Here is a 17177-nt window from a genome sequence, read left to right as displayed (position 1 = left end):
ACCCGCGAAGTACGGGACTAGCTCATCCGGCCGAGTACGTCCCGCACCCGCCGCACGTCCCGCAGCCGCCGTTCGTACGTCGCGCCGACGGCGAGCAGCAGCAGACCTGCGAGCGCGGGCGGCACCCAGCGGGGAAGGAAGCCGGCGATCTGCACCAGGTAGGGCGCCAGTTCGTGCAGTGCGTCCAGCACGAGCACCCCACCACCGAGCAGCAGCGGTGCGCGCAGCTGGTGTCGGGCGCCCACCAGGGTGACCAGCAGTGCCGCCGCGCCCAGCAGCCACGGTCGGGTGGCGTGCGCGTCGGTCCAGGCGGCAGCGAGGCTCGGCAGGAGCGTGGCGGCCAGCCCGGGGCCGTACGCCACCCACGACGACACCCGCGGATCCCGGTGCCGCCTCAGCGCGCCGATCAAGAGCGCCGGGAGGGACGCCGGCACCGTGTATGCCTCAGGTGCAGTGACACCCCAGGCGGCAAGACGCACCCAGGCGGCCAGCGCGAACAGCGCGGTGGCCGCGTAGGCGGCGGGACGGCGGTCGGCGCGCACGGCCGTACCCGCGGCGATCACCGCGGACAGGGACAGCGTCAGGGAGAGCATCGCCGGATCGCCGACCGCGAGCCCGATCGCCAGGAGCCCCGCGGCCGCTCCCGTCACCTCGGTGACCAAGGCCGTCCGCGCGTCGGTCGCCCGTGCGGCGGACAGCGCCGCCACGGCGGGGACCACGAGCACGAGCAGCGCGGTGTGCTCCGGTGCCCAGCCCGCCGCGGTACCCACCGCGCAGGCCAGAGCGGTGCCGTACCCGAGCGCGGCCGGGACCGCGACGATGACCAGGCGCTGCCCGAGGGACGCCGCCCCGAAGAGCACTGTCAGGGCGGTGAGCACCCCTACGGTCGCGGACCGCGTCGGCAGCGAGAGGAACGCGAGGGAAACCGACGTGACGAGGGCGAGCACCAGCGCCGGGAGCGGGCCGCCGCTCTCCGTCACCCGAGACCACGGCCCCGCCGCGAGCAGCGCCGCCGTCGCCAGCAGCTCCACCACGAGCACCGCCGGGTACGGCGCGTCGAGCACCACCGGGACCGCCATGAGCGCGGACCACCCCAGCGCCAGCGCGCCCATCAGCGCCCTCGGGCGCCACGTCGTAGCGCGGACCGCGAGTGCGAGGACGGCCGCTACGGCGGCCAGGACCAGCGGCGCCGTCAGCAGCTGCGACAGCCACGGCGCGTCCGCCGACACGGCTTCCCGGGCACCACCCGGTGTTCCGGACCAGATCCGTGCCGTCCAGCCGGCCGGTCCCAGCAGCGTCAGCGTGGGCAGGGGCAGCGCCCACAGCACGGCCAGTCCCTGCACGGCGGCGGAGGCGAGGACGAGGCCGCGCCGCACCGGCTCCGGCAGCCGAACGGCCCGTATCGCAGCCAGCAGTGCTGTGCCCAGGACGAGATGAGCGGGGACCAGCCAGGCGACCGGCAGTACCGGGTGGACGATGCCGCCGAGCGCGGCGACGGCAAGCAGACCGACGGCGACGGACAGCCCGACGGCGTGCCCCGCGGCACGACCCCGCCATGCCGCCGCCAGCGCGGTACCGGCCGCGAAGAACAGCAGCACGGCCGCGAGGGCCCCGGCGCCCGGACCGTCCGCCGTCCACGACAGCCGGGCAGCACCCAGCACTCCCCAGGCCCCCATGCCGTACGCGCCGACCGTGGCCGTGATCCGCACCGGCCCGGCCGGAGCGCGCAGCGCCACGGCCGTGTCGCACGCGGCCGTCACGAGCAGCGCGCCGGTGATCCCGTACCGCCCTGCGTCGGCCGCCACCGCCCCCAGCAGGAGCGGCAGCTGCGCCGCGGTGAGGGCGGCCGGAAGCGGCAGCCGCAGCGTGCTCGTACGCGGCACGCGTCCGTACCCCGTCCACACGGCCGCCAGCACCGCCGACGCCCCGGTGGCGTACCCCGTGGCGTCCACGCCGGTGAGGGCGACCGCGTGCAGCGCGTAGGCGTCGAGCACCGTGAGTGCCAGCGCCAGCCCCGCGACCGCCTCGGCCGTCGAACGCAGACCGCGACCCAGCAGCGGCAGCGGGGCGGCCAGGGCGGCCACCGTGACCGCGCCCAGCACGAGCGAGCGTCCGGCGATCTCCAGATGGCCCCAGCTGACCAGCGTGAACGCGACCGCCGCGATGGTCAGCAGCAGGCCGCCCAGGAGCAGCAGCACATTCTGCACGCGCGGCGCGGTGGCCTCGGGGCCGTGCGGTGCGGGCAAGGCCGTGGGCGGCACCGGACTTGGTTGTGACAGCGAGGGCAGATGGGCGACCAGCCAGGCGCGGCGCGCCAGCAACTGGGCCCGACGAGCGTCCAGTTGCCACAGCTCGGTGTCGATGAGCCGCAGCTCCTCGGCCGGTGGCGGAACATGTGTCATGGTTCGGAGTGTGTCCCGCACCACGTCGTACCACATGAGCGCGCCTACTCAGAACGTACTCAGGTACGGGGCGAATGCCCGTGGAGTGGCGACATCGGGAGGGGCTGTCGCGAGCCGCAACAAGCGTACGGCATTGGGCGGTCGTACTCTCGAACCGTTGCCGAGGAGGCCTTCCGATGCGCAGAGTGACCTATTCGATGAGCGTCTCGCTCGACGGCTACATCGTGGGACCGGACGGCAGCGTCGAGTGGACGGTGCCCGACGAGGAGATCTTTCGCTCCTGGATCGACAGGGTACGAGACGTCGGCGTCCACCTCCTGGGACGACGGTTGTACGAGACGATGCTGTACTGGGAGACCGCCGATCAGGACCCGTCGCTCGACGACTCGAAGCTCGAATGGGCGGCGCTCTGGAAGCAGCTCCCCAAAGTGGTGTTCTCCACCAGGCTGTCGGAGGTCGAGGGCCATGCCCGGCTCGCTTCCGGCGGCTTGACGCAGGAGATCGAGCGGTTGCGCGCCGAGCCGGGGGAGGGCGACATCGCGATCGGCGGCGCCGCCCTCGCCGCCGAGGCGGCCGCGCTGGATCTGATCGACGAGTACCGGACGCTGGTCTACCCGGTGCTCCTCGGCGGTGGCATCCCGTTCTTCCCCCGGCACGAGCGCCGCGTGGATCTCGAACTCGTCGAGACCCGCACCTTCAGTTCGCGAGTCGTCTACCTCCGCCACCGAGTGACGCGCTGAGCCGAGTCCCGGAACGCCACCGCACACGATCCGCCCAGCAGGGGCAGGCAACTCCCCCAGGAGGAGCGGGCGCGGGTCAGGACCGGCGTCGTACCCGCAACGGCGCATAGACGAGCAGCGCCGCGAGGAACGCGACGGGGTAGGCGAGGTCGGCGCTGTGCAGGGCCTGGGCGACCGGACCCACGTACAGGCTGGTGCTCATGAACGGCACCGCCACGGCGAAACCGACGACGAACGCGGTGACGGCGGGCCACCACGGCTGCGGCGCGGCTTCCTCCTCCGCCAGGTCGACCGGGCGGTCGCCGCGCGCCCGTGCGCGGGCCACCCAGTCGACGATCACGATCGCGACGAACGCGGGGATCCAGTAGCCGACGAACAACAGCACGTTCTGGAAGCGGGCAGTGGTGTCAGCGGCGTGCATCCACAGCACGAGCGGGAAGCCGAGCGCCGCGGCGAGCGCGGCGGCGACCGGCCGCGGAAGCCGCACTCCGATCGTCTGCAGCGCCAGCGACCCGCTGTAGTCGTTCATGGCGTTGCTGCACAGGGCCGCGACGGCGACCGCGAGGAGTCCGAACGCGCCGAGCGCGCCGCCGCCGAGCAGATGGTCGACACCGCGGGCGGTCTGGTCGGTGAACTCAGCGGCGCCCCACAGACCGAGCGCCTGCACGGCGACGAAGGACACGCTGACACCGAGCAGGGTGCACCAGAACATGCTGGAACGCGACGCCGTGCGGGGCAGGTAGCGGCTGAAGTCACTGGCGTACGGGGCCCACGAGAGCGCGAGACTCAAGGCGATGGTGCAGGTCAGCACGAACGCTCCCGCCTGGTCGGCGCCGTGCACGGTCGCGGCCGTCGCGGGCTGGGTGCCGTGCACGAGCTTCACCGCCAACGCGACGAGCGAGGCGGCGAGCGCGAAGGTCATCACCGTCTGCAGGCGGTGGATCGCCTCGTACCCGATCACGCCGAGCGCCCCTTGGGCCATGAGCATCACCAGGACGCCCAGCCAGAACGGCCAGCCGAACAGCTGGGCCAGCGCGTCGCCCCCGAACAGGCCTATCAGGGCGTCCCAGGCGATGGAGGACAGCCACTGCAGGGTGCCCGGCAGAGCCACGGCCCGTCCGAAGGCCAGCCTCGCCAGCGGGAGTTGGCCCGCCCCGGTCCGGCTGCCCCAGGTTCCCAGGTAGGCCGTGGGCACCGCGCCGAGCACGGTGCCGAGCACCACGGCGAGCAGCGCGGTGGCGAAGTCCAGTCCGAGGGCCGCGCCGACCGTACCGGTGAAGACGCCGGTCATCGTCAGATTGGGGGCGAACCACACGGTGAACAGCCGGCGGGGGCTGCCGTAGCGAGCGTCCTCGGGCACCGGCGCGATGCCGCGCGCCTCCACTCGCAGATCTCCGGGGGCGGTCGGCATCCGGCCGTCGAAGACACCCCGCGACTCGGCGACGGCCGTCTCTTCATGGGCATACGGCAACGACATACGACATCCCTCCGCCAGTCCTAACTGGTTCAGGTTCAACGGGTGTGATCTCAGCCCCCGTGCAGGGGCACCCCGTGTCCAGGTATGCCGGCCAGAATAGCCCGGTCCGGTGACCGGTTCAGGTCGGGGGAGGGGAGGGCCGGCCGGAAGCGTGCGGCGCCCGTCGGCCGACTGCCCGATGCGTGCGCGTGCGTAGTCGGCCGTTGACACTCCGTAAGGGGGCTCGCCGCGTGAGATGCCTCGACGCGTCGGCGCCGTCGTGGGGTGGGCGCGGGCCGCGGAGGCCGGTCCCGCCGGAAGGCGGCGGCACACGCGTGCCGCCGCCTTCCTGGGAATGCCCGACTACCAGCGGCTCCCCTCAGGCCTGCACGAGTACGGTGCACCAGACCTCGTTGTGGTCGCCGATGCCGCAGTCGCCGATCTCCCCGCTGCGGATCTTCGTCCAGACCCCCTTGGCCCGCCAGTGCCAGGTGCCGACCCGCGAGAACCGCTCGTGGTAGCCGTGCGTGGCGAACGTGAAGGCGTCGACGTCCTTGCCGGTGCCGTTGCCGCCCCGCGTTCCGTTGCCGAACGACTCCTGCTTGCACTTCGCGTGCTTGAACTCGCTCCCGGTGCCGCCGCCCCAGTTCCACACGTCGCAGTAGTGCGGGCCCTCGCCGAGACTCATCGTGTAGTGCATCGTCTCGCCGGTCCGGTTCTTCACCGCGCCGCACAGGGGACCCACACAGCCGTCCGCGGAGGCGGTCGTCGCCCCCGCGACGACCGCTCCGGACGCCATGAAGGCGGTCGCGACGACGGCGACGGCCGTCCGGTTGGCTCGGGACATTATCTTGCGCATGACAATTCCATTCTCTTGTTGCGTCGGGTTGGTCACGTCTGACGCGACTGCCGGCGGGGCGGGCGGACACGCCGCTCCCGGGAAGGCTCCGGGAGCGGACGTCGGTGTTCCCCCTGCACGCGGTGCTTGCCGCGATCCGCCTGACGGCATGTGAGGTGAGGATCTACGGTGAACCTTGCGGAAACCTTGTGACGGCTGCCCGGCCGGCGGCCCCGGAGCGAACGACGGAGGACTGAGGGCATGCCGGCCCTGCCCGGCGGACGAACACCCCACCGCGTGAAGCCCGTTCCCTCCTCCCTCCCGCGTGAGGCGCGATGAACCTGCACCTGCTCGGACCCTTGGAACTGCGCGTCACGGGGCGCGCGGTCGACATCGGGGAGCCGCGTCGCCGAGCGGTCCTCGCGGCGCTGGCGGCCGACACCGGCCGACCGGTCCCCGCGAGCACGCTGGTGGACCGGGTCTGGGACACCGCCGCGCCCGACGGCGCCCGCTCGGCCCTCTACTCCCACATCAGCCGTCTGAGGCGGCTGTTCGACGGCGCGGCATCCACGGACGGCGTGGCGCCCACGGCAGGCGGTGACGGGGCAGCCGTACCCGGTACGCCGCTTCGCATCGCACGCACCTCCGGCGGATACGTCCTGGAGGCGGACCTACACGCCGTCGACTTGCTCCGTTACGGTATCTCCGGGCCGGGCACACCCAGGGCGGAGAGGAAGCCCGAGAGGGCCTGGGCGGCGGAGACCGGTTCGTCCGGGTCGTAGCCCCGGAGATCGACGTAGAGCTGTCCGTCGGGGAAGGAGTCACGCATCTGGTGGGCCCAGCGCACCGCCAGCGCGGTCTTGCCGATGCCCGCGACTCCGGAGACGACTGCTGCCCCAGGAAAGTCACGACGAGGCCGCTGAGCACCAACGCCAGGCCAGACGCCGACTTTCCAGGTGGTGGCGTCGCTGTTGGAGTCGCCGTGTTCCTGGCTCGGGTGAGGGTCGATGTAGAGGCGTGTCCTCGGTGGTGAGCTCCACGGGCACGCCGCGCTCCTGCCACAACTCCAGGAGGATCTCCGTCTCCGGAGTCGAGCAGGTCCAGGCGCCGCCGTTCGTCCCGCAGTTCCTCCACCAGGGGCGCCCGCACTGTTCCGCCAGGGCGGTGGCCGCCGCGCGGTCCGTATCGACGCGCGGTCCGATCAGGGAGCGCAGCAGCGCGAGTGCCTCATCCGGGGAGAGGACGTCTCCGCTCGCTCGTCGTGCGGGCGCGCGAGCCGCATCTGCCCGACCAACGCCGCATCCGACTCCTCGGAGAGGCGCTGCGACTGTGGCGCGGAGTGCCGTTGGCGGGGCTGCCGGGGGCGTGGGCGGAGCGCACGCGTACCGCCTGGACACAGGAGCGTCTGGAGACGGCGCTCGCCTGGGCCCACGCCCTGCTGGGACAGGGGAAGTCCGAGGAAGTGCCCGCCGTCCTGCGGCCCTTGCTGACGGAGCACCCGCTGAACGAGCCCCTCGCCGTGCTGCTGATCCGCGGACTGGCCACCAGCGGAAGAGCAGACGCCGCCAGGCAGTGGTCCAGCAGGCGGGTCAGGGCGGCGTCACGCTCCGCCGCCACGTCGTGCCGGCTCGTGAGCTCCGCGGCGTAGGCGCGCAGCAGGTCGTGCATGGCATGACGGCCGGGCCCGCTCCGATGCACCAGGTGCGCGCGGGACAGGGCGTCCAGGGACCGCCGGGCGCGCTCCGCGGTTCCGCCGGTCAGCGCGGCGGCGGCGTACACGTCCGCGTCGGGCCCTGGGTGCAGGCCCAGCAGCCTGAACAGTCGCGCCTCCTCGCCCTCATCTCTCCATGCTCACCGGCTGGGTCATACCGATGAGAGGCTGGGATCTTCCGCCTGGGCCAGTGGATCCAGGGGGTGTGAAAGGGCCAGTTCGGCCGCCACTCGCAGGGCCAGCGGAGCCACCACGCTCCACCGGCACTACGAACGCTCGGGGCACCTCACCGACGCGCTGACCGTTCACACACATGCCCTTCGGGCAGCCCGCGCGGTGGGAGACACCCGTGAGGTCGGCGACACCACGCATCTGACCGTGTTCGAGATGCTCGGTACCTGGTCACTCGGCGACGGTCAGTGGTGCGCAGACAGCGCTGCACGTTCACCAGGCGCCTGCCGAGGGGGTGCGGCCGCCCTTCCAGGTAGGGGGTGAGCGGGTGCATACCGGAGGTGGTGAACAGCACCGGGTCGCCGGGCGGCGGCAGCAGAGTCGAGCCGGTGATCCGGCGGTGGCCGCGCTCCTCGAAGTACTCGACGAATGTGCGGACGACGTGATCGGTGTTCATGGGGTGGCTCCTTCGCGTGTGCGGCGGGGAGGCACCGGAAACGGGCGGCACGATCATCGGAACCTGGGCGGGAACGCCATGGAACCACCGGCAAACCGTTTCCGGTCGCCGATGGGAAGTGGAATACGTCAGGCGGCGGCAACCGGCGAGCGGGTCGCTCGCGCGGTCGCTGTGGTGCTTCGGCCAGTGACGTTCATGCGCCAAAAGTAGCGTGCCCGGGCGGCACGGTCACACGATTTACCTCAGGTAGTCCGGGTAGGACGTCCCGCAGGCCACAGATTGGGGAGGTGGAACCCTCGATTGAAAACCCGTATAGCGGGGATTTCACTCGTCCGGCTCCCCAACTTTACCCACGCAGACCATGAGCAGGGTCGGGTGTGGAGGATTCATCAGAAATCCGGAATAGATGGTCATGCATGGTAAAGTGGGCCTTGTGGGACTTTGGCTCCTGAACAACCTGAACACCGCCGGCCTCGCACTCGTCATGGTGGGAGGCGTTGTTGTTCTGTCGCTCGCCGCTTGCCTGGTGGCGCGTCGAATTTTTCCTCAGCTGACCCATGGCGTGACCAACGACGTGTCGCGCACGGTCCTCGAGCTGTTTGGAGCCATCTACGGAATCGTCCTTGCTTTCGTCATCGTGACCTTGTGGACCGAGCTTGAGCAAGTGCAGACAGTGGTGACTTCCGAGGCCACAGATCTTGCTGTGATTTCCCGCAACGCGCATTCATTTCCGGATGAGGTGCAGAAAAAACTGGATGTGGCCATCGGGGGATACATCCACGCCGTCGTAGAGGACGCATGGCCGCTCATGCGTGAAGGGAGGAATAGTCTCAGCGCGACCTCGGGCAAACTCGAGGCTTTGTACGGAGTCTTCCAGGGCTACAATCCGAAAAGCGCTTCCGAGCAGACCTTTTACAACGAGTCGGTGGAGCGGCTGAACGATGTGACCGCACAGCGCAGAATCCGCATTCTGGCCGCGACGCAACGATTGCCCGCTCTTCTGCAGGTCCTCACCTACGGGGGAGCGGTGGTCGTGATGCTGGTCACCCTGCTTTACGGGGTGGAGAACCTCAAGGTGCAGCTGCTTTTCGTAGGCACGATCGCGTTGCTGGTCGGCTTGAGTCTTACCCTCGTCCTCGTTCTCGACTACCCCTTCGCCGGTGAAGTGAGTGTGAGTCCGAACCCGTTCATGGAAGGTCAGCTGAGGAAATACTGGGGGAGCTGACTTCCGGGGTTCAAACCCTGAACGAGGCAGCGACTGCGCACGGATTGCCACAGCTGACGTGACTTTGGTGCGCCGGCCGTCCTCGCCGAGTGGCCTCCGGGCGATCCCGGCACCGGCTCGAACTGGAAGCAGAGCCGGAGCGCATGGTGAAGGCCGGTGAGACGTTCAGGGAACCCGGCGGCGACGTGATCCATTACCAGGACGGCAACGCCCTGGCGGACGCGCCGACCAAGTTCGCCGTCACCATGTTGTGCGAACCGGGGCAGCCGATGCTCACGTTTGTCGACGAGGAGGAGCTGAAGCAGCGGGCACGCCGCCGCGCACCGCGGCCCACCGCGCAGTCATGTCCGGCAGACGCCTGCTGTATCACCGCCACCAACCGTTTCGCCCGGCCACGACCGGTTCCCGGTCCGCTTTCCGCGGCGGTTTCGCTGTGTCGGCGGTCGGCGGCGTGTTGGTCAGCCAGGTGAGGAACGCGAGGATGAACAGTCCTTCGACGATCAAGGAAAGCGGGCCGTACGGCGGCTCCCAGCCGGATTCGTAATAGCCGTCGGGCAGACCTACGGTGCGCGACAGCAGGAAGCCGATGATCATTCCGAAGCTGACGAGGGCTCCGGTCAGCCACGCGATCATGGGGCGTTTCAAGGTCACCAGTGCCGCCGCCACGGCGAGCATGACGACACTGCCGAGGGCGAAGAGAACGCCGACGTAGAAATTCTCCTCGAGGTGATCAGGGACGAGGAGGGCGTGCAGCACCACATTGCCGACGGCGCAGCACGCTCCCAGGCCCCTCAGAGTGACGTCGGTGGCGGAGATGGAGTTCATGGCGACTCCAGTCGTTCATGTGTACGGAGGGGCCCGCCGGCGAAACGGGTGACCGCGTGCGGAGGGCACGGGCGCGTCTCACCGATCGCAGGTAGCGCCCCTCGCCGGGCTGCCGCCCTCCGTGACGTCGCCGCGCGGTCGGGCGCGACATGGCCGGGCTGGGGGCGCGTACCGCTGTGGTCCTGTCGCTTCCGAGGCCGTGCGGGTAGCCGGCGAGCATGCTGGAGGTTTTGCCTCCTATGACTCCTACGGAAAGGACCTTCGTCGGGATTGTCATCGATGTCGCGGCGCACGTATTGACTCTCGTCACCTTGGAGCCATGTGATCGTTCAGCAGGGCATGAACAACATGAAGAAGCTTGCGACGCTGCTCGCAGCATGTGCCCTCTCGCTGCTCGCCACCACGCCGGCAAGCGCACAGGTCGACAGCCAGTGCGGCAAGTACATCTGTGTGATGACGGCGCACCACAACAGGTTCGTGCAGGACATCACCGTGCAGACCAGGGACGGACTCCCCGGAACGCTGCGGTCGTACTGGGGGAACTTCCACTCCTCGAAGGTTTCCGCCGCGAGTCACCGCTGGGCGGTCGGCTACGAGCAGGCGGGCGCCAAGCTCGTGTGCGGCGGCCTGGAGCGCGACGGCCGGGTGATCGAGGACGGGATCTGCGTCACCATCTGAGCCGCCGGATCGATGGCGCGCACGGCGGTGGAGGGAAAACCGGTGCATGCTCGCTCGGTGGGTAACTCATAGTGGACGCATCTTTTCTCGCGACCAAGAATGGACGGCCGTTGTTGTGACGACCGCGTACAGCGCATCCCCCACCGAGCGGGTCCCCGGGCGGGCCTGGACCGTCCGCCTCATCGGACACCGCGACCACTCCGCCACGGTCACGTGCAGCAAGGAGGGTTGCCGGATGCCGGCCCGCTCCCGCGACCTTGCGGCCTTGCGCGCCTTCGCGGCCGGGCATGCGGCCGCTCACGCCAAGGCGGCCACCGTCCGCCCCCATGCCTTCTGCTATTGCGGCGCCCAGCAGTGCTCCGCCCACCCCGAGACGGTCCAGTGCGCCGGCGCAGTGGTGCTGATCCTGCGCCACGATCCGACGGTGGGCCAGGTATGGAGCGTCGAAGAGGTCTGCGAGGCCTGCGCCCCGCGGATCCCGCACGTCACCGTCGTGGCCCGCGCCGCGCGTCCACGCCGAGCGGCCGAGCGGCCCGTCGCACAGGTCCCGGCTGCCGCCCGGGCGAGCGTTCCCGGCGGGTTCTCCTCGCCCGCAGCGGTCCCGGACGAAGGCGTACCCATGCCCACCCGACGCCCGCAGCGACGTCGACGCGCGGGCCGACCGCGTTGAGCCCCCGGGCCGTGCATGCGTGCCGGAGTGCGGAGGTGCGCGCCGGGACGGCGGAAGAGCGAGCGTCCGTACCGGAGGCGGCGTGGACGCCCTGAAGATCGAGGCCGTCGAGACCGAGAGGCTGAGCCTCGTACCGCTGGCCGTCGAGCACGCGGACGAGATGGCCGAAGTACTCTCCGACCCGGCTCTGCACGCCTTCACGGGCGGTACCCCTTACTCTGCGCAGGCATTGCGGTCACGGTACGCACGCCTGGTGGCGGGCTCTCCCCATGCCTCCCAGACGTGGTGGAACTGGGTGATCCGGCTTCGGGCGGAGAAGCGTCTGGTCGGGACGGTGCAAGCAACGATCACCGGGGGCGAGTTCGAACGTGCCGCCGAGGTCGCCTGGGTGGTCGGGACTCGGTGGCAGGGGCGTGGGATTGCCACCGAGGCGGCACGAGCACTGGTTGCCTGGCTGCGCGAACAGGAAGTCGGGGCGATCCGTGCCCATATCCATCCGGATCACCACGCCTCCGCTGCCGTCGCCGGTGCTGCTGGTCTGGCGCCCACCAGCCACCGGCATGAGGGCGAGATCAGGTGGGAACTCCCGGCGACCCGGCCATCCGCCGACAGGTTCTGACCGTTCAGGTGAAAGGTCGGATCACCTTGCAGCAGGAGCATCCGGACGCCGCCTGACGTAGCCGCAGCGCGAACAGCGCTGCTTCTTGGGTGCCCAAACAGACTTCACCCCGCTCGACCCCACCTGCGGGTGCGGAGGATGCCAACGCGCACGCCATGCGCGGATCCAAGCTCTCGGCCTGCCGCACTCAGCTCTAACGTCTTATGGCCGTTGCTTGACCTTGTCGACTATGGCGTAGCTTTCGAGAGTAAAGATGCGCTTGTACGCCCTTCTTTCTCCCACATGTGAGTCCTCGAAGCCGAGGAAGTCGTAGGTGTCGTCGGCGAAGATGAGGACGTCGCTCGTCGGCAACTGATGGAAGGGGTCCTTGTAGGCGATCGCGATGCCGGGGCGTCCGTCGGCGTCCGTGACTCCGGGGGTCGCGGTGACGCCGGGGATCATGCCGAGTGCTTCGAACGCCGCTGCTCGCAGCCCCGGCGGCATCACTGGCCGTCTGTGGAGGAGGTTGACAAGGCCGAATTCGATCATGGGCCAGTCGTGATCCCTGATGTCGGGGGTCGGGGTCGGCTTCCGGCCGATGAGCCGCTTCTGTACGAAGAGAATCAGCTTGAACGGTTCGGTGGGCAGTTTCTCCAGTTCCTGCCACTTGGCGGGGGGCCACATCGACTGGTTGGGCTTCAGTGGTTCGGCCCACCAGCCTTTCCCCACCTCCATCGTCCAACCGCGCTTGGTGCCGTCCACCGAGTGCCAGTTCTCATCGACGAGCGTTCGCGTCTTCCCTGTCTTGATCTCGGTCTCTGTGACGAGCTCTTTGGTGTAGATGAACTGATCGTCGCGCGGGGCGATTTGCTTCTCCTGGCGCCGCTGATGGGCAGCGGCAGCCTTGAGGACGGTGCTGGCGCTGACGGCCCGCATGCGAGGGGAGTCGGCGCCGGGCGCTGCCGCATGGCGGTCCTCGCGTGAGGTGGCGTCCACCACCGTCACCACACCACTGGTTATGGCGGCCACCACAACCGTGGCCAGGGCGGCGCGAATCACTGGCCGGCCAAGCAAACGGGGCCGGACCGTGCCCGCGGACGCAGAGGCGCCGACACCCCGATTCCTTCTGCCCAGGACACTTCCCGCCGTACGACGGGGGGCTGGACTGTTCGACGGTTCTTGCCTGATTTCTGCCAGCAGCCGCTCCCGGCCGATGGCCAGCCGTGCCGGGTCGGGGCGGGGAACTTCGGCGCGCATCTGCTGCAGCAGCGTCATGTCATCCATCCGCGAACTCCTCGTGTACCGCGGCGGGGTTCACCCCACCAAGAGTCTTCTGGACCTTCTTGCGCGCCCGGTGCAACCGCGAGCGCACTGTGCCGACGGGGATCGCCAGCGCCTGCGCCACTTCGTCGTAGGAAAAGGACTCCCACGCGATCAGGAGGAGGACGTCTCGATCTCCTTTGGAGAGGTGGCTGAGCGCGGCGGCCAGTTGGCGTGCGACCGCTGTGGCAGCCACCCGATCGTCCACATCGTCGTGATAGTCCGTCAGTAGCGGGTCGATCGCGGTCTTGGCCAGCGCGCGATACTGCCTCACTTCGAAACGCCGGTGCGCCGCGATCAGGTTGCTCGCGATGCCGTAGAGCCAAGGGCGGACTTGACCTTGGGCCGGATCGAAGCGCTGTCGGCGACGGAACGCTACGAGGAAGGTCTCTGCTACGACGTCGTCGGCCAGCCCAGCGCCCAAGCGGCGTGTGGCGTAGCGGTGGATGGCGGGTGCGTATCGGTCATACAGCTCGGCGAACTCTTGAGAGGCGCCCTGCGGCTCCTGGAGCAGAGCGGCATCCTCAGCGGGGTCTGGTCGACCCCCCGTTGGGGAGAGTGCTCTCACATGGGGCTCCTTCATGTCGTCTCCTGGGCAACTTATGCAGCCCGATCAATCACACTCCGCACGAGAAGAGCTTTGAGTTCACGCCGGATGCTCGATCCGGCTGTGATTCCACACGCCGGGGGTCAAGACAATAGAGGCAAAAAAGACAAGTCCTCCACCACTTCTCGCCTGAATGAGACAAAAGGAACTTTGCTGCGCGGTGAACATTGTGATCTTGGCGTGATCTTTGGCCGCATGGCAGAAGGCATGCCCGGCCAGACCTTCTGGCGCTCGTGAGCCGGATGAAGAAGGTGCCCCGCGAGGACACCGCAGTATGCTGCTGCCTCCAGATGCACCGGACCCGCAGGCGTAGCAGTTGAACCCTGCTTATCCTGTCTGCGGGGCCGTTGCACTACCACCTGCCGGACGCAACGGCCGGACAGCTCCGAGCAACCGGCCGCGAGGTCAGGGCCTGCCAGGCGGTGCAGAGCGAGTCGGGCGAGGGGTGTGTAGGCGAGCAGTGCGAGCTGCGGGCGGTGCATCGTCAGGCTGGGTGCTGCTGCGGCCCTGTGGCCTCACCTCGTGGTGCAGCCTGATGGTACGACGTACAGGCGTCACTCCACCTGGCCCAGCGCGGATCTGCACGGCTCCTCTTGGCGCGTGACTGCTGTCGCTCCGAACCTCCGCATACACTCGGCTTCTGCCGCATCATGGACGGGGGGAAAGGCCATGCAGGCTGAAGGACGAGGTAGGACTGCGTCTTGGGCGAAGGTGTTGGCAGGATTCGTCCTGCTGGTTCTAATCCCTCTGGTCGTCTGGTTTATGGTCTCCTTCTCGCGGGGCAACCACCTCCCTTGATAAGGGCGGTCGCGCAGGAGCTGGAGATCAGACCCTGAACCTGCTCCCGTCACCGCTGCAGTGCCAGATCACCCAGCCGCGTCAGCAGTCGCCAGTCTTGTACACCACGTACGAGACCTGGAATAGCCGGCCGATCGCAGTCCTCGCGCGCCGGCGTCCACCGCCGATCACCGCTGCGCGAACGGAGCATGCCCCACCTCTGCATGGCGGAGCGGGCACGTCGAGCTCGTAACCCGACCTTGTTCTTGAAGTGGCGCGGCCCGGGGACCAGCTTTAGCCGCGATACCCGCTGACACCGAGCGTTGTCAGCGGCATCAGGCACACTGCGGCGTATGAACTCGGTGACCGCGCACGACTACACCTGGATCCGCACCTCCCCGCTTTTCCGGCACGCAATGGAGAGTGGGTACACCCTGACACTGGTACGGGGGCGAAGCCCGCGCGATGTGCTGCGCGCGATAGAGGCGGAACCACGCGGCACAGGGGAGGGAACGGCCGGGCTGATCGAGGCGGACGACGCCCACCGCGCCGAGGTGGACTACAACTACTGGGACGAGTCCTACGTCGCGGGCGCCTTCCGCGCTCCGGGCGAGAAGGGCGACTGGACCATCGTCCTCGGCTTTGACGGTGGCCTGGGGCTCGCGGGCGCGTGCGTGCAGACGCTGTCGAAGGGTGGTCGGGTGGTGGTGCACTCGACCAACGGCGGCAAGCCCATCCACCTCTTCCACTGGTTCGAGGACGGCGAACTCCGTACGACGTTCGAGGTCCCTTCCTCGCGCGACGGCAGCACCCCCGATGAACTGGTCCCCCTGCTGCGGGAAGTCGGATTCCCCGTCACTCCTGAGGGGGAGCACGACGAGAGCGCCCCGGACGTCGACCCGAAGGCGGCGGTCCTCGCTCTGGCCGAAAGACTCACCGGCATCCGCGTCACCGAAGCCCTCCTCGAGAACGCCACGTACGAGCTGGGACTCGTCCCCGAGCAACCCGCTGAGGAGGGGACCGGCGTAATCATTGACATCACCGATGCCCACGGGGAGCGCCTGTACAGGGAATGGACCTACGAAGAGATCGTGACGGCGTCGGACCGCGCACAAGCGGAGGCAAACGCGCCGGTCGTGATCGTCTTTGATGAGCCGCCGGCCACGGATCGTGCGGAGCACGAGACAGGTGAGTAGGAAGCGAACGCGTGGAGGGTGTCCCCCGCACTCTCCGCCTTCCCGGAACTCGTAACAGCATTATGAGCGGGCCATCTTCAGGAGCGTGTGCCCGACGACGTAGCGGAGTCTGCCCAGCCCCTCTACGGCCAGGGAGTCCTTAAGGAGGATTTGGCGATGGTGGAGTTCGCGGCGCACGGTCCGGGAGTCGTACGCCTGCTGCCCAGCACGGCTTGGGGGGTCGGCGGCGACGTCCGGGGCATCCGGCCAGCGGCGGGATGCCGTCGACGAGGGCTAGGGTCTGCGTGATGTCGTTGACGTTTGCCGCGGTAAATGATGACGTACAGCGGGGCGCTCCGTCGCAGATCAGATGGTGCTTGCCGCTTTCCGCCGGCCGACCGGTGACGGGCCGGTCGCGGCTCCCTCCTTATCGCGCGAAAGTGGGGGGCCACCCACGCACGCGTCCAGTCGAGTTCACAGGCCCGCGTGCGGCTTCGCGAGCAGGACGCGGCGCAGTTGGTCGGGGCCCCCGGCCCGCTGCCAGCGGTCCAGGGCGGCGCCAGCGGGTCTGTCCGGAGCCGAACCCCCAACTCCAGCGGCAGGAGTTGCCAGGCCATGTCATCGACCAAGACGTACAGAATGTCCTGCAGGCACCGCCGGTCATCCACCGGCTTCGGCCCAGGCGACCGCTCGGGCCAGGGCGGCGGCAACGGCTCGATGAGCTGCCACAGGTCATCGTCCACGATCAACGGCCGAGCACTCACGAGCCCAGCAGTGGTCGGATCATCACATCGGGAACGTGCGGCCCGCGGACTCGCCGAGATCTTGTGACGAGTCGTGAACAGCTTCAGGTTCGTCCGCGGGACACAGGTTGCCGGCTGAGTCCACTGAGAGCGGTCGAGGTCCCGTCCAAAGCCGCCCTCTTCATGTGAGTGCGAGCTTCAGCGCGGACACGACGGGCCCCGTGCTGGCGTTGGGGATCCGCCACCGATAGGCGTCACCGTTGCCATCAACGTAAACGAGGATGCCGCCTTTTTCGGCGCTAGCGATGTCGAAGGCAATAGTGTTTCTGCGGAAGTTGCCGCTCGGTACGGTCGGGCCGCCGTCGGCGAAGCCATCGGGAGCGATCCTTGCCGCACTCTTGCTGTTTCCTGCACTCACACTGTGCCCCTTGGTCGCCTTCCATCGGAAGCCGCCGACTTTGGTCGTCGCTGTCACCGGTGTTTTGGATCGGTTTTCGGCGCTGAAAGTGACGACTGCGTACAGATCATGCTCCGGTGCACCGGCGTTCGTCCTGCTGATGTAGAGAACCGTGTCAGGAGTGATGCGCATGGTCCCGTTGCCGCCTACGCCGGCGGTATCCGCGCTCTGACCCAGTTCAAACGTGGCACGCGCACTGGGCTTGGGTTCGTCCCTGTCGTCTCCGTGGGTGCAGGCGGTGAGGAGTCCGACGCAGCAGACCGTGATGAGGGCGGCGGAAGTGGTTATGTTACGCATGATTCCTCTCAATAAAACCGCTGTAGGGCT

The 17177-nt window shown here is 68.8% G+C and carries 16 protein-coding genes, 3 pseudogenes and 1 riboswitch; of the genes and pseudogenes, 9 read left to right on the top strand and 10 right to left on the bottom strand.

Annotated features, from left to right (window positions below; translation table 11 throughout):
• Positions 1-17: 17 nt before the first annotated feature.
• Positions 18-2402, bottom strand: coding sequence for an SCO7613 C-terminal domain-containing membrane protein (locus BLW57_RS01990; RefSeq protein WP_256339341.1), 2385 nt, complete (start codon positions 2400-2402; stop codon positions 18-20).
• Between the two features lie 176 nt (positions 2403-2578).
• Here BLW57_RS01990 and BLW57_RS01985 point away from each other — a divergent pair, with 176 nt between their 5' ends.
• Positions 2579-3142, top strand: a complete 564-nt coding sequence (locus BLW57_RS01985) for a dihydrofolate reductase family protein (RefSeq protein ID WP_093471674.1) — start codon at positions 2579-2581, stop codon at positions 3140-3142.
• Between the two features lie 76 nt (positions 3143-3218).
• On the opposite strand, the gene BLW57_RS01980 is transcribed toward BLW57_RS01985, so the two are convergent.
• Positions 3219-4619 (bottom strand): purine-cytosine permease family protein, encoded by a 1401-nt coding sequence (locus BLW57_RS01980; protein ID WP_093471672.1) that lies wholly within the window; start codon positions 4617-4619, stop codon positions 3219-3221.
• A riboswitch (TPP riboswitch) is annotated at positions 4609-4704 on the bottom strand. It overlaps the preceding gene by 11 nt.
• A 273-nt stretch (positions 4705-4977) precedes the next feature.
• Positions 4978-5457, bottom strand: a complete 480-nt coding sequence (locus BLW57_RS01975) for a hypothetical protein (RefSeq protein ID WP_093471671.1) — start codon at positions 5455-5457, stop codon at positions 4978-4980.
• A gap of 314 nt (positions 5458-5771) precedes the next feature.
• Here BLW57_RS01975 and BLW57_RS01970 point away from each other — a divergent pair, with 314 nt between their 5' ends.
• Positions 5772-6218: an AfsR/SARP family transcriptional regulator gene (locus BLW57_RS01970; RefSeq protein ID WP_093471669.1), complete on the top strand. Its 447-nt coding sequence runs from the start codon at positions 5772-5774 to the stop codon at positions 6216-6218.
• On the opposite strand, the pseudogene BLW57_RS42065 reads toward BLW57_RS01970, so the two are convergent.
• Positions 6134-6328: pseudogene (locus tag BLW57_RS42065) on the bottom strand (hypothetical protein); the annotation flags it as partial. The gene BLW57_RS01970 and the pseudogene BLW57_RS42065 overlap by 85 nt on opposite strands.
• A gap of 369 nt (positions 6329-6697) precedes the next feature.
• On the opposite strand from BLW57_RS42065, the gene BLW57_RS01960 reads away from it, so the two are divergent.
• Positions 6698-7084 (top strand): AfsR/SARP family transcriptional regulator, encoded by a 387-nt coding sequence (locus BLW57_RS01960; RefSeq protein ID WP_176985413.1) that lies wholly within the window; start codon positions 6698-6700, stop codon positions 7082-7084.
• A 478-nt stretch (positions 7085-7562) separates the two neighbouring features.
• On the opposite strand, the pseudogene BLW57_RS01955 reads toward BLW57_RS01960, so the two are convergent.
• Positions 7563-7775, bottom strand: a pseudogene (locus tag BLW57_RS01955) (alanine--tRNA ligase-related protein); the annotation flags it as partial.
• A 433-nt stretch (positions 7776-8208) separates the two neighbouring features.
• On the opposite strand from BLW57_RS01955, the gene BLW57_RS01950 reads away from it, so the two are divergent.
• Positions 8209-9000 (top strand): bestrophin-like domain, encoded by a 792-nt coding sequence (locus tag BLW57_RS01950; RefSeq protein ID WP_093480462.1) that lies wholly within the window; start codon positions 8209-8211, stop codon positions 8998-9000.
• Positions 9001-9113: 113 nt separating this feature from the next.
• Positions 9114-9338 (top strand): annotated as a pseudogene (locus BLW57_RS42060) (cupin domain-containing protein); the annotation flags it as partial.
• Positions 9339-9366: 28 nt separating this feature from the next.
• Here BLW57_RS42060 and BLW57_RS01940 read toward each other — a convergent pair.
• The gene (locus tag BLW57_RS01940; protein ID WP_093471666.1) at positions 9367-9825 is read right to left on the bottom strand and encodes a hypothetical protein; all 459 of its coding nucleotides are present in this window, start codon (positions 9823-9825) and stop codon (positions 9367-9369) included.
• Positions 9826-10146: 321 nt separating this feature from the next.
• Between BLW57_RS01940 and BLW57_RS01935 the strand changes: the two genes are divergently transcribed.
• The 3 genes from BLW57_RS01935 to BLW57_RS01925 all read left to right on the top strand — a co-directional run bounded on the left by BLW57_RS01935 (position 10147) and on the right by BLW57_RS01925 (position 11792).
• A complete protein-coding gene (locus BLW57_RS01935) occupies positions 10147-10503 on the top strand; it encodes a hypothetical protein (RefSeq protein WP_256339340.1) in 357 nt (118 codons plus the stop codon).
• A gap of 115 nt (positions 10504-10618) precedes the next feature.
• On the top strand, positions 10619-11173 hold the full coding sequence (locus tag BLW57_RS01930) for a hypothetical protein (protein ID WP_093471665.1): 555 nt from the start codon (positions 10619-10621) through the stop codon (positions 11171-11173).
• 82 nt (positions 11174-11255) lie between these two features.
• Complete coding sequence (locus tag BLW57_RS01925; protein ID WP_093471663.1) at positions 11256-11792, top strand: GNAT family N-acetyltransferase; 537 nt, start codon at positions 11256-11258, stop codon at positions 11790-11792.
• 201 nt (positions 11793-11993) lie between these two features.
• On the opposite strand, the gene BLW57_RS01920 is transcribed toward BLW57_RS01925, so the two are convergent.
• Both BLW57_RS01920 and BLW57_RS01915 read right to left on the bottom strand, forming a co-directional pair.
• Entirely contained in the window at positions 11994-13055 is a 1062-nt protein-coding gene (locus BLW57_RS01920; protein ID WP_101377054.1) for a CU044_5270 family protein, read from the bottom strand.
• On the bottom strand, positions 13048-13674 hold the full coding sequence (locus BLW57_RS01915) for an RNA polymerase sigma factor (protein WP_093471660.1): 627 nt from the start codon (positions 13672-13674) through the stop codon (positions 13048-13050). The genes BLW57_RS01920 and BLW57_RS01915 overlap by 8 nt, the downstream gene beginning before the upstream one ends.
• 1154 nt (positions 13675-14828) lie before the next feature.
• On the opposite strand from BLW57_RS01915, the gene BLW57_RS01910 reads away from it, so the two are divergent.
• On the top strand, positions 14829-15671 hold the full coding sequence (locus BLW57_RS01910) for a DUF6461 domain-containing protein (protein ID WP_093471659.1): 843 nt from the start codon (positions 14829-14831) through the stop codon (positions 15669-15671).
• Between the two features lie 122 nt (positions 15672-15793).
• Here BLW57_RS01910 and BLW57_RS42980 read toward each other — a convergent pair whose 3' ends face one another.
• Complete coding sequence (locus BLW57_RS42980) at positions 15794-16393, bottom strand: transposase (protein ID WP_176985412.1); 600 nt, start codon at positions 16391-16393, stop codon at positions 15794-15796.
• Positions 16394-16574: 181 nt separating this feature from the next.
• The gene (locus BLW57_RS40820) at positions 16575-17147 is read right to left on the bottom strand and encodes a hypothetical protein (protein WP_143051568.1); all 573 of its coding nucleotides are present in this window, start codon (positions 17145-17147) and stop codon (positions 16575-16577) included.
• Between the last annotated feature and the right edge of the window lie 30 nt (positions 17148-17177).

Source organism: Streptomyces sp. 1222.5 (assembly GCF_900105245.1).
GTDB lineage: Bacteria > Actinomycetota > Actinomycetes > Streptomycetales > Streptomycetaceae > Streptomyces > Streptomyces albidocamelliae.
The sequence above is the reverse complement of the archived record's forward strand: the minus strand, read 5'-3'. Positions and strand labels throughout refer to the sequence as shown.

What these genes read in the sequence shown, in the direction of transcription:
- BLW57_RS01990 (WP_256339341.1), bottom strand. Translation starts at nt 2,402, where the DNA reads ATGACACATGTTCCGCCACCGGCCGAGGAGCTGCGGCTCATCGACACC.
- BLW57_RS01985 (WP_093471674.1), top strand. Translation starts at nt 2,579, where the DNA reads ATGCGCAGAGTGACCTATTCGATGAGCGTCTCGCTCGACGGCTACATC.
- BLW57_RS01980 (WP_093471672.1), bottom strand. Translation starts at nt 4,619, where the DNA reads ATGTCGTTGCCGTATGCCCATGAAGAGACGGCCGTCGCCGAGTCGCGG.
- BLW57_RS01975 (WP_093471671.1), bottom strand. Translation starts at nt 5,457, where the DNA reads ATGCGCAAGATAATGTCCCGAGCCAACCGGACGGCCGTCGCCGTCGTC.
- BLW57_RS01970 (WP_093471669.1), top strand. Translation starts at nt 5,772, where the DNA reads ATGAACCTGCACCTGCTCGGACCCTTGGAACTGCGCGTCACGGGGCGC.
- BLW57_RS01940 (WP_093471666.1), bottom strand. Translation starts at nt 9,825, where the DNA reads ATGAACTCCATCTCCGCCACCGACGTCACTCTGAGGGGCCTGGGAGCG.
- BLW57_RS01920 (WP_101377054.1), bottom strand. Translation starts at nt 13,055, where the DNA reads ATGGATGACATGACGCTGCTGCAGCAGATGCGCGCCGAAGTTCCCCGC.
- BLW57_RS01915 (WP_093471660.1), bottom strand. Translation starts at nt 13,674, where the DNA reads ATGAAGGAGCCCCATGTGAGAGCACTCTCCCCAACGGGGGGTCGACCA.
- BLW57_RS01910 (WP_093471659.1), top strand. Translation starts at nt 14,829, where the DNA reads ATGAACTCGGTGACCGCGCACGACTACACCTGGATCCGCACCTCCCCG.
- BLW57_RS40820 (WP_143051568.1), bottom strand. Translation starts at nt 17,147, where the DNA reads ATGCGTAACATAACCACTTCCGCCGCCCTCATCACGGTCTGCTGCGTC.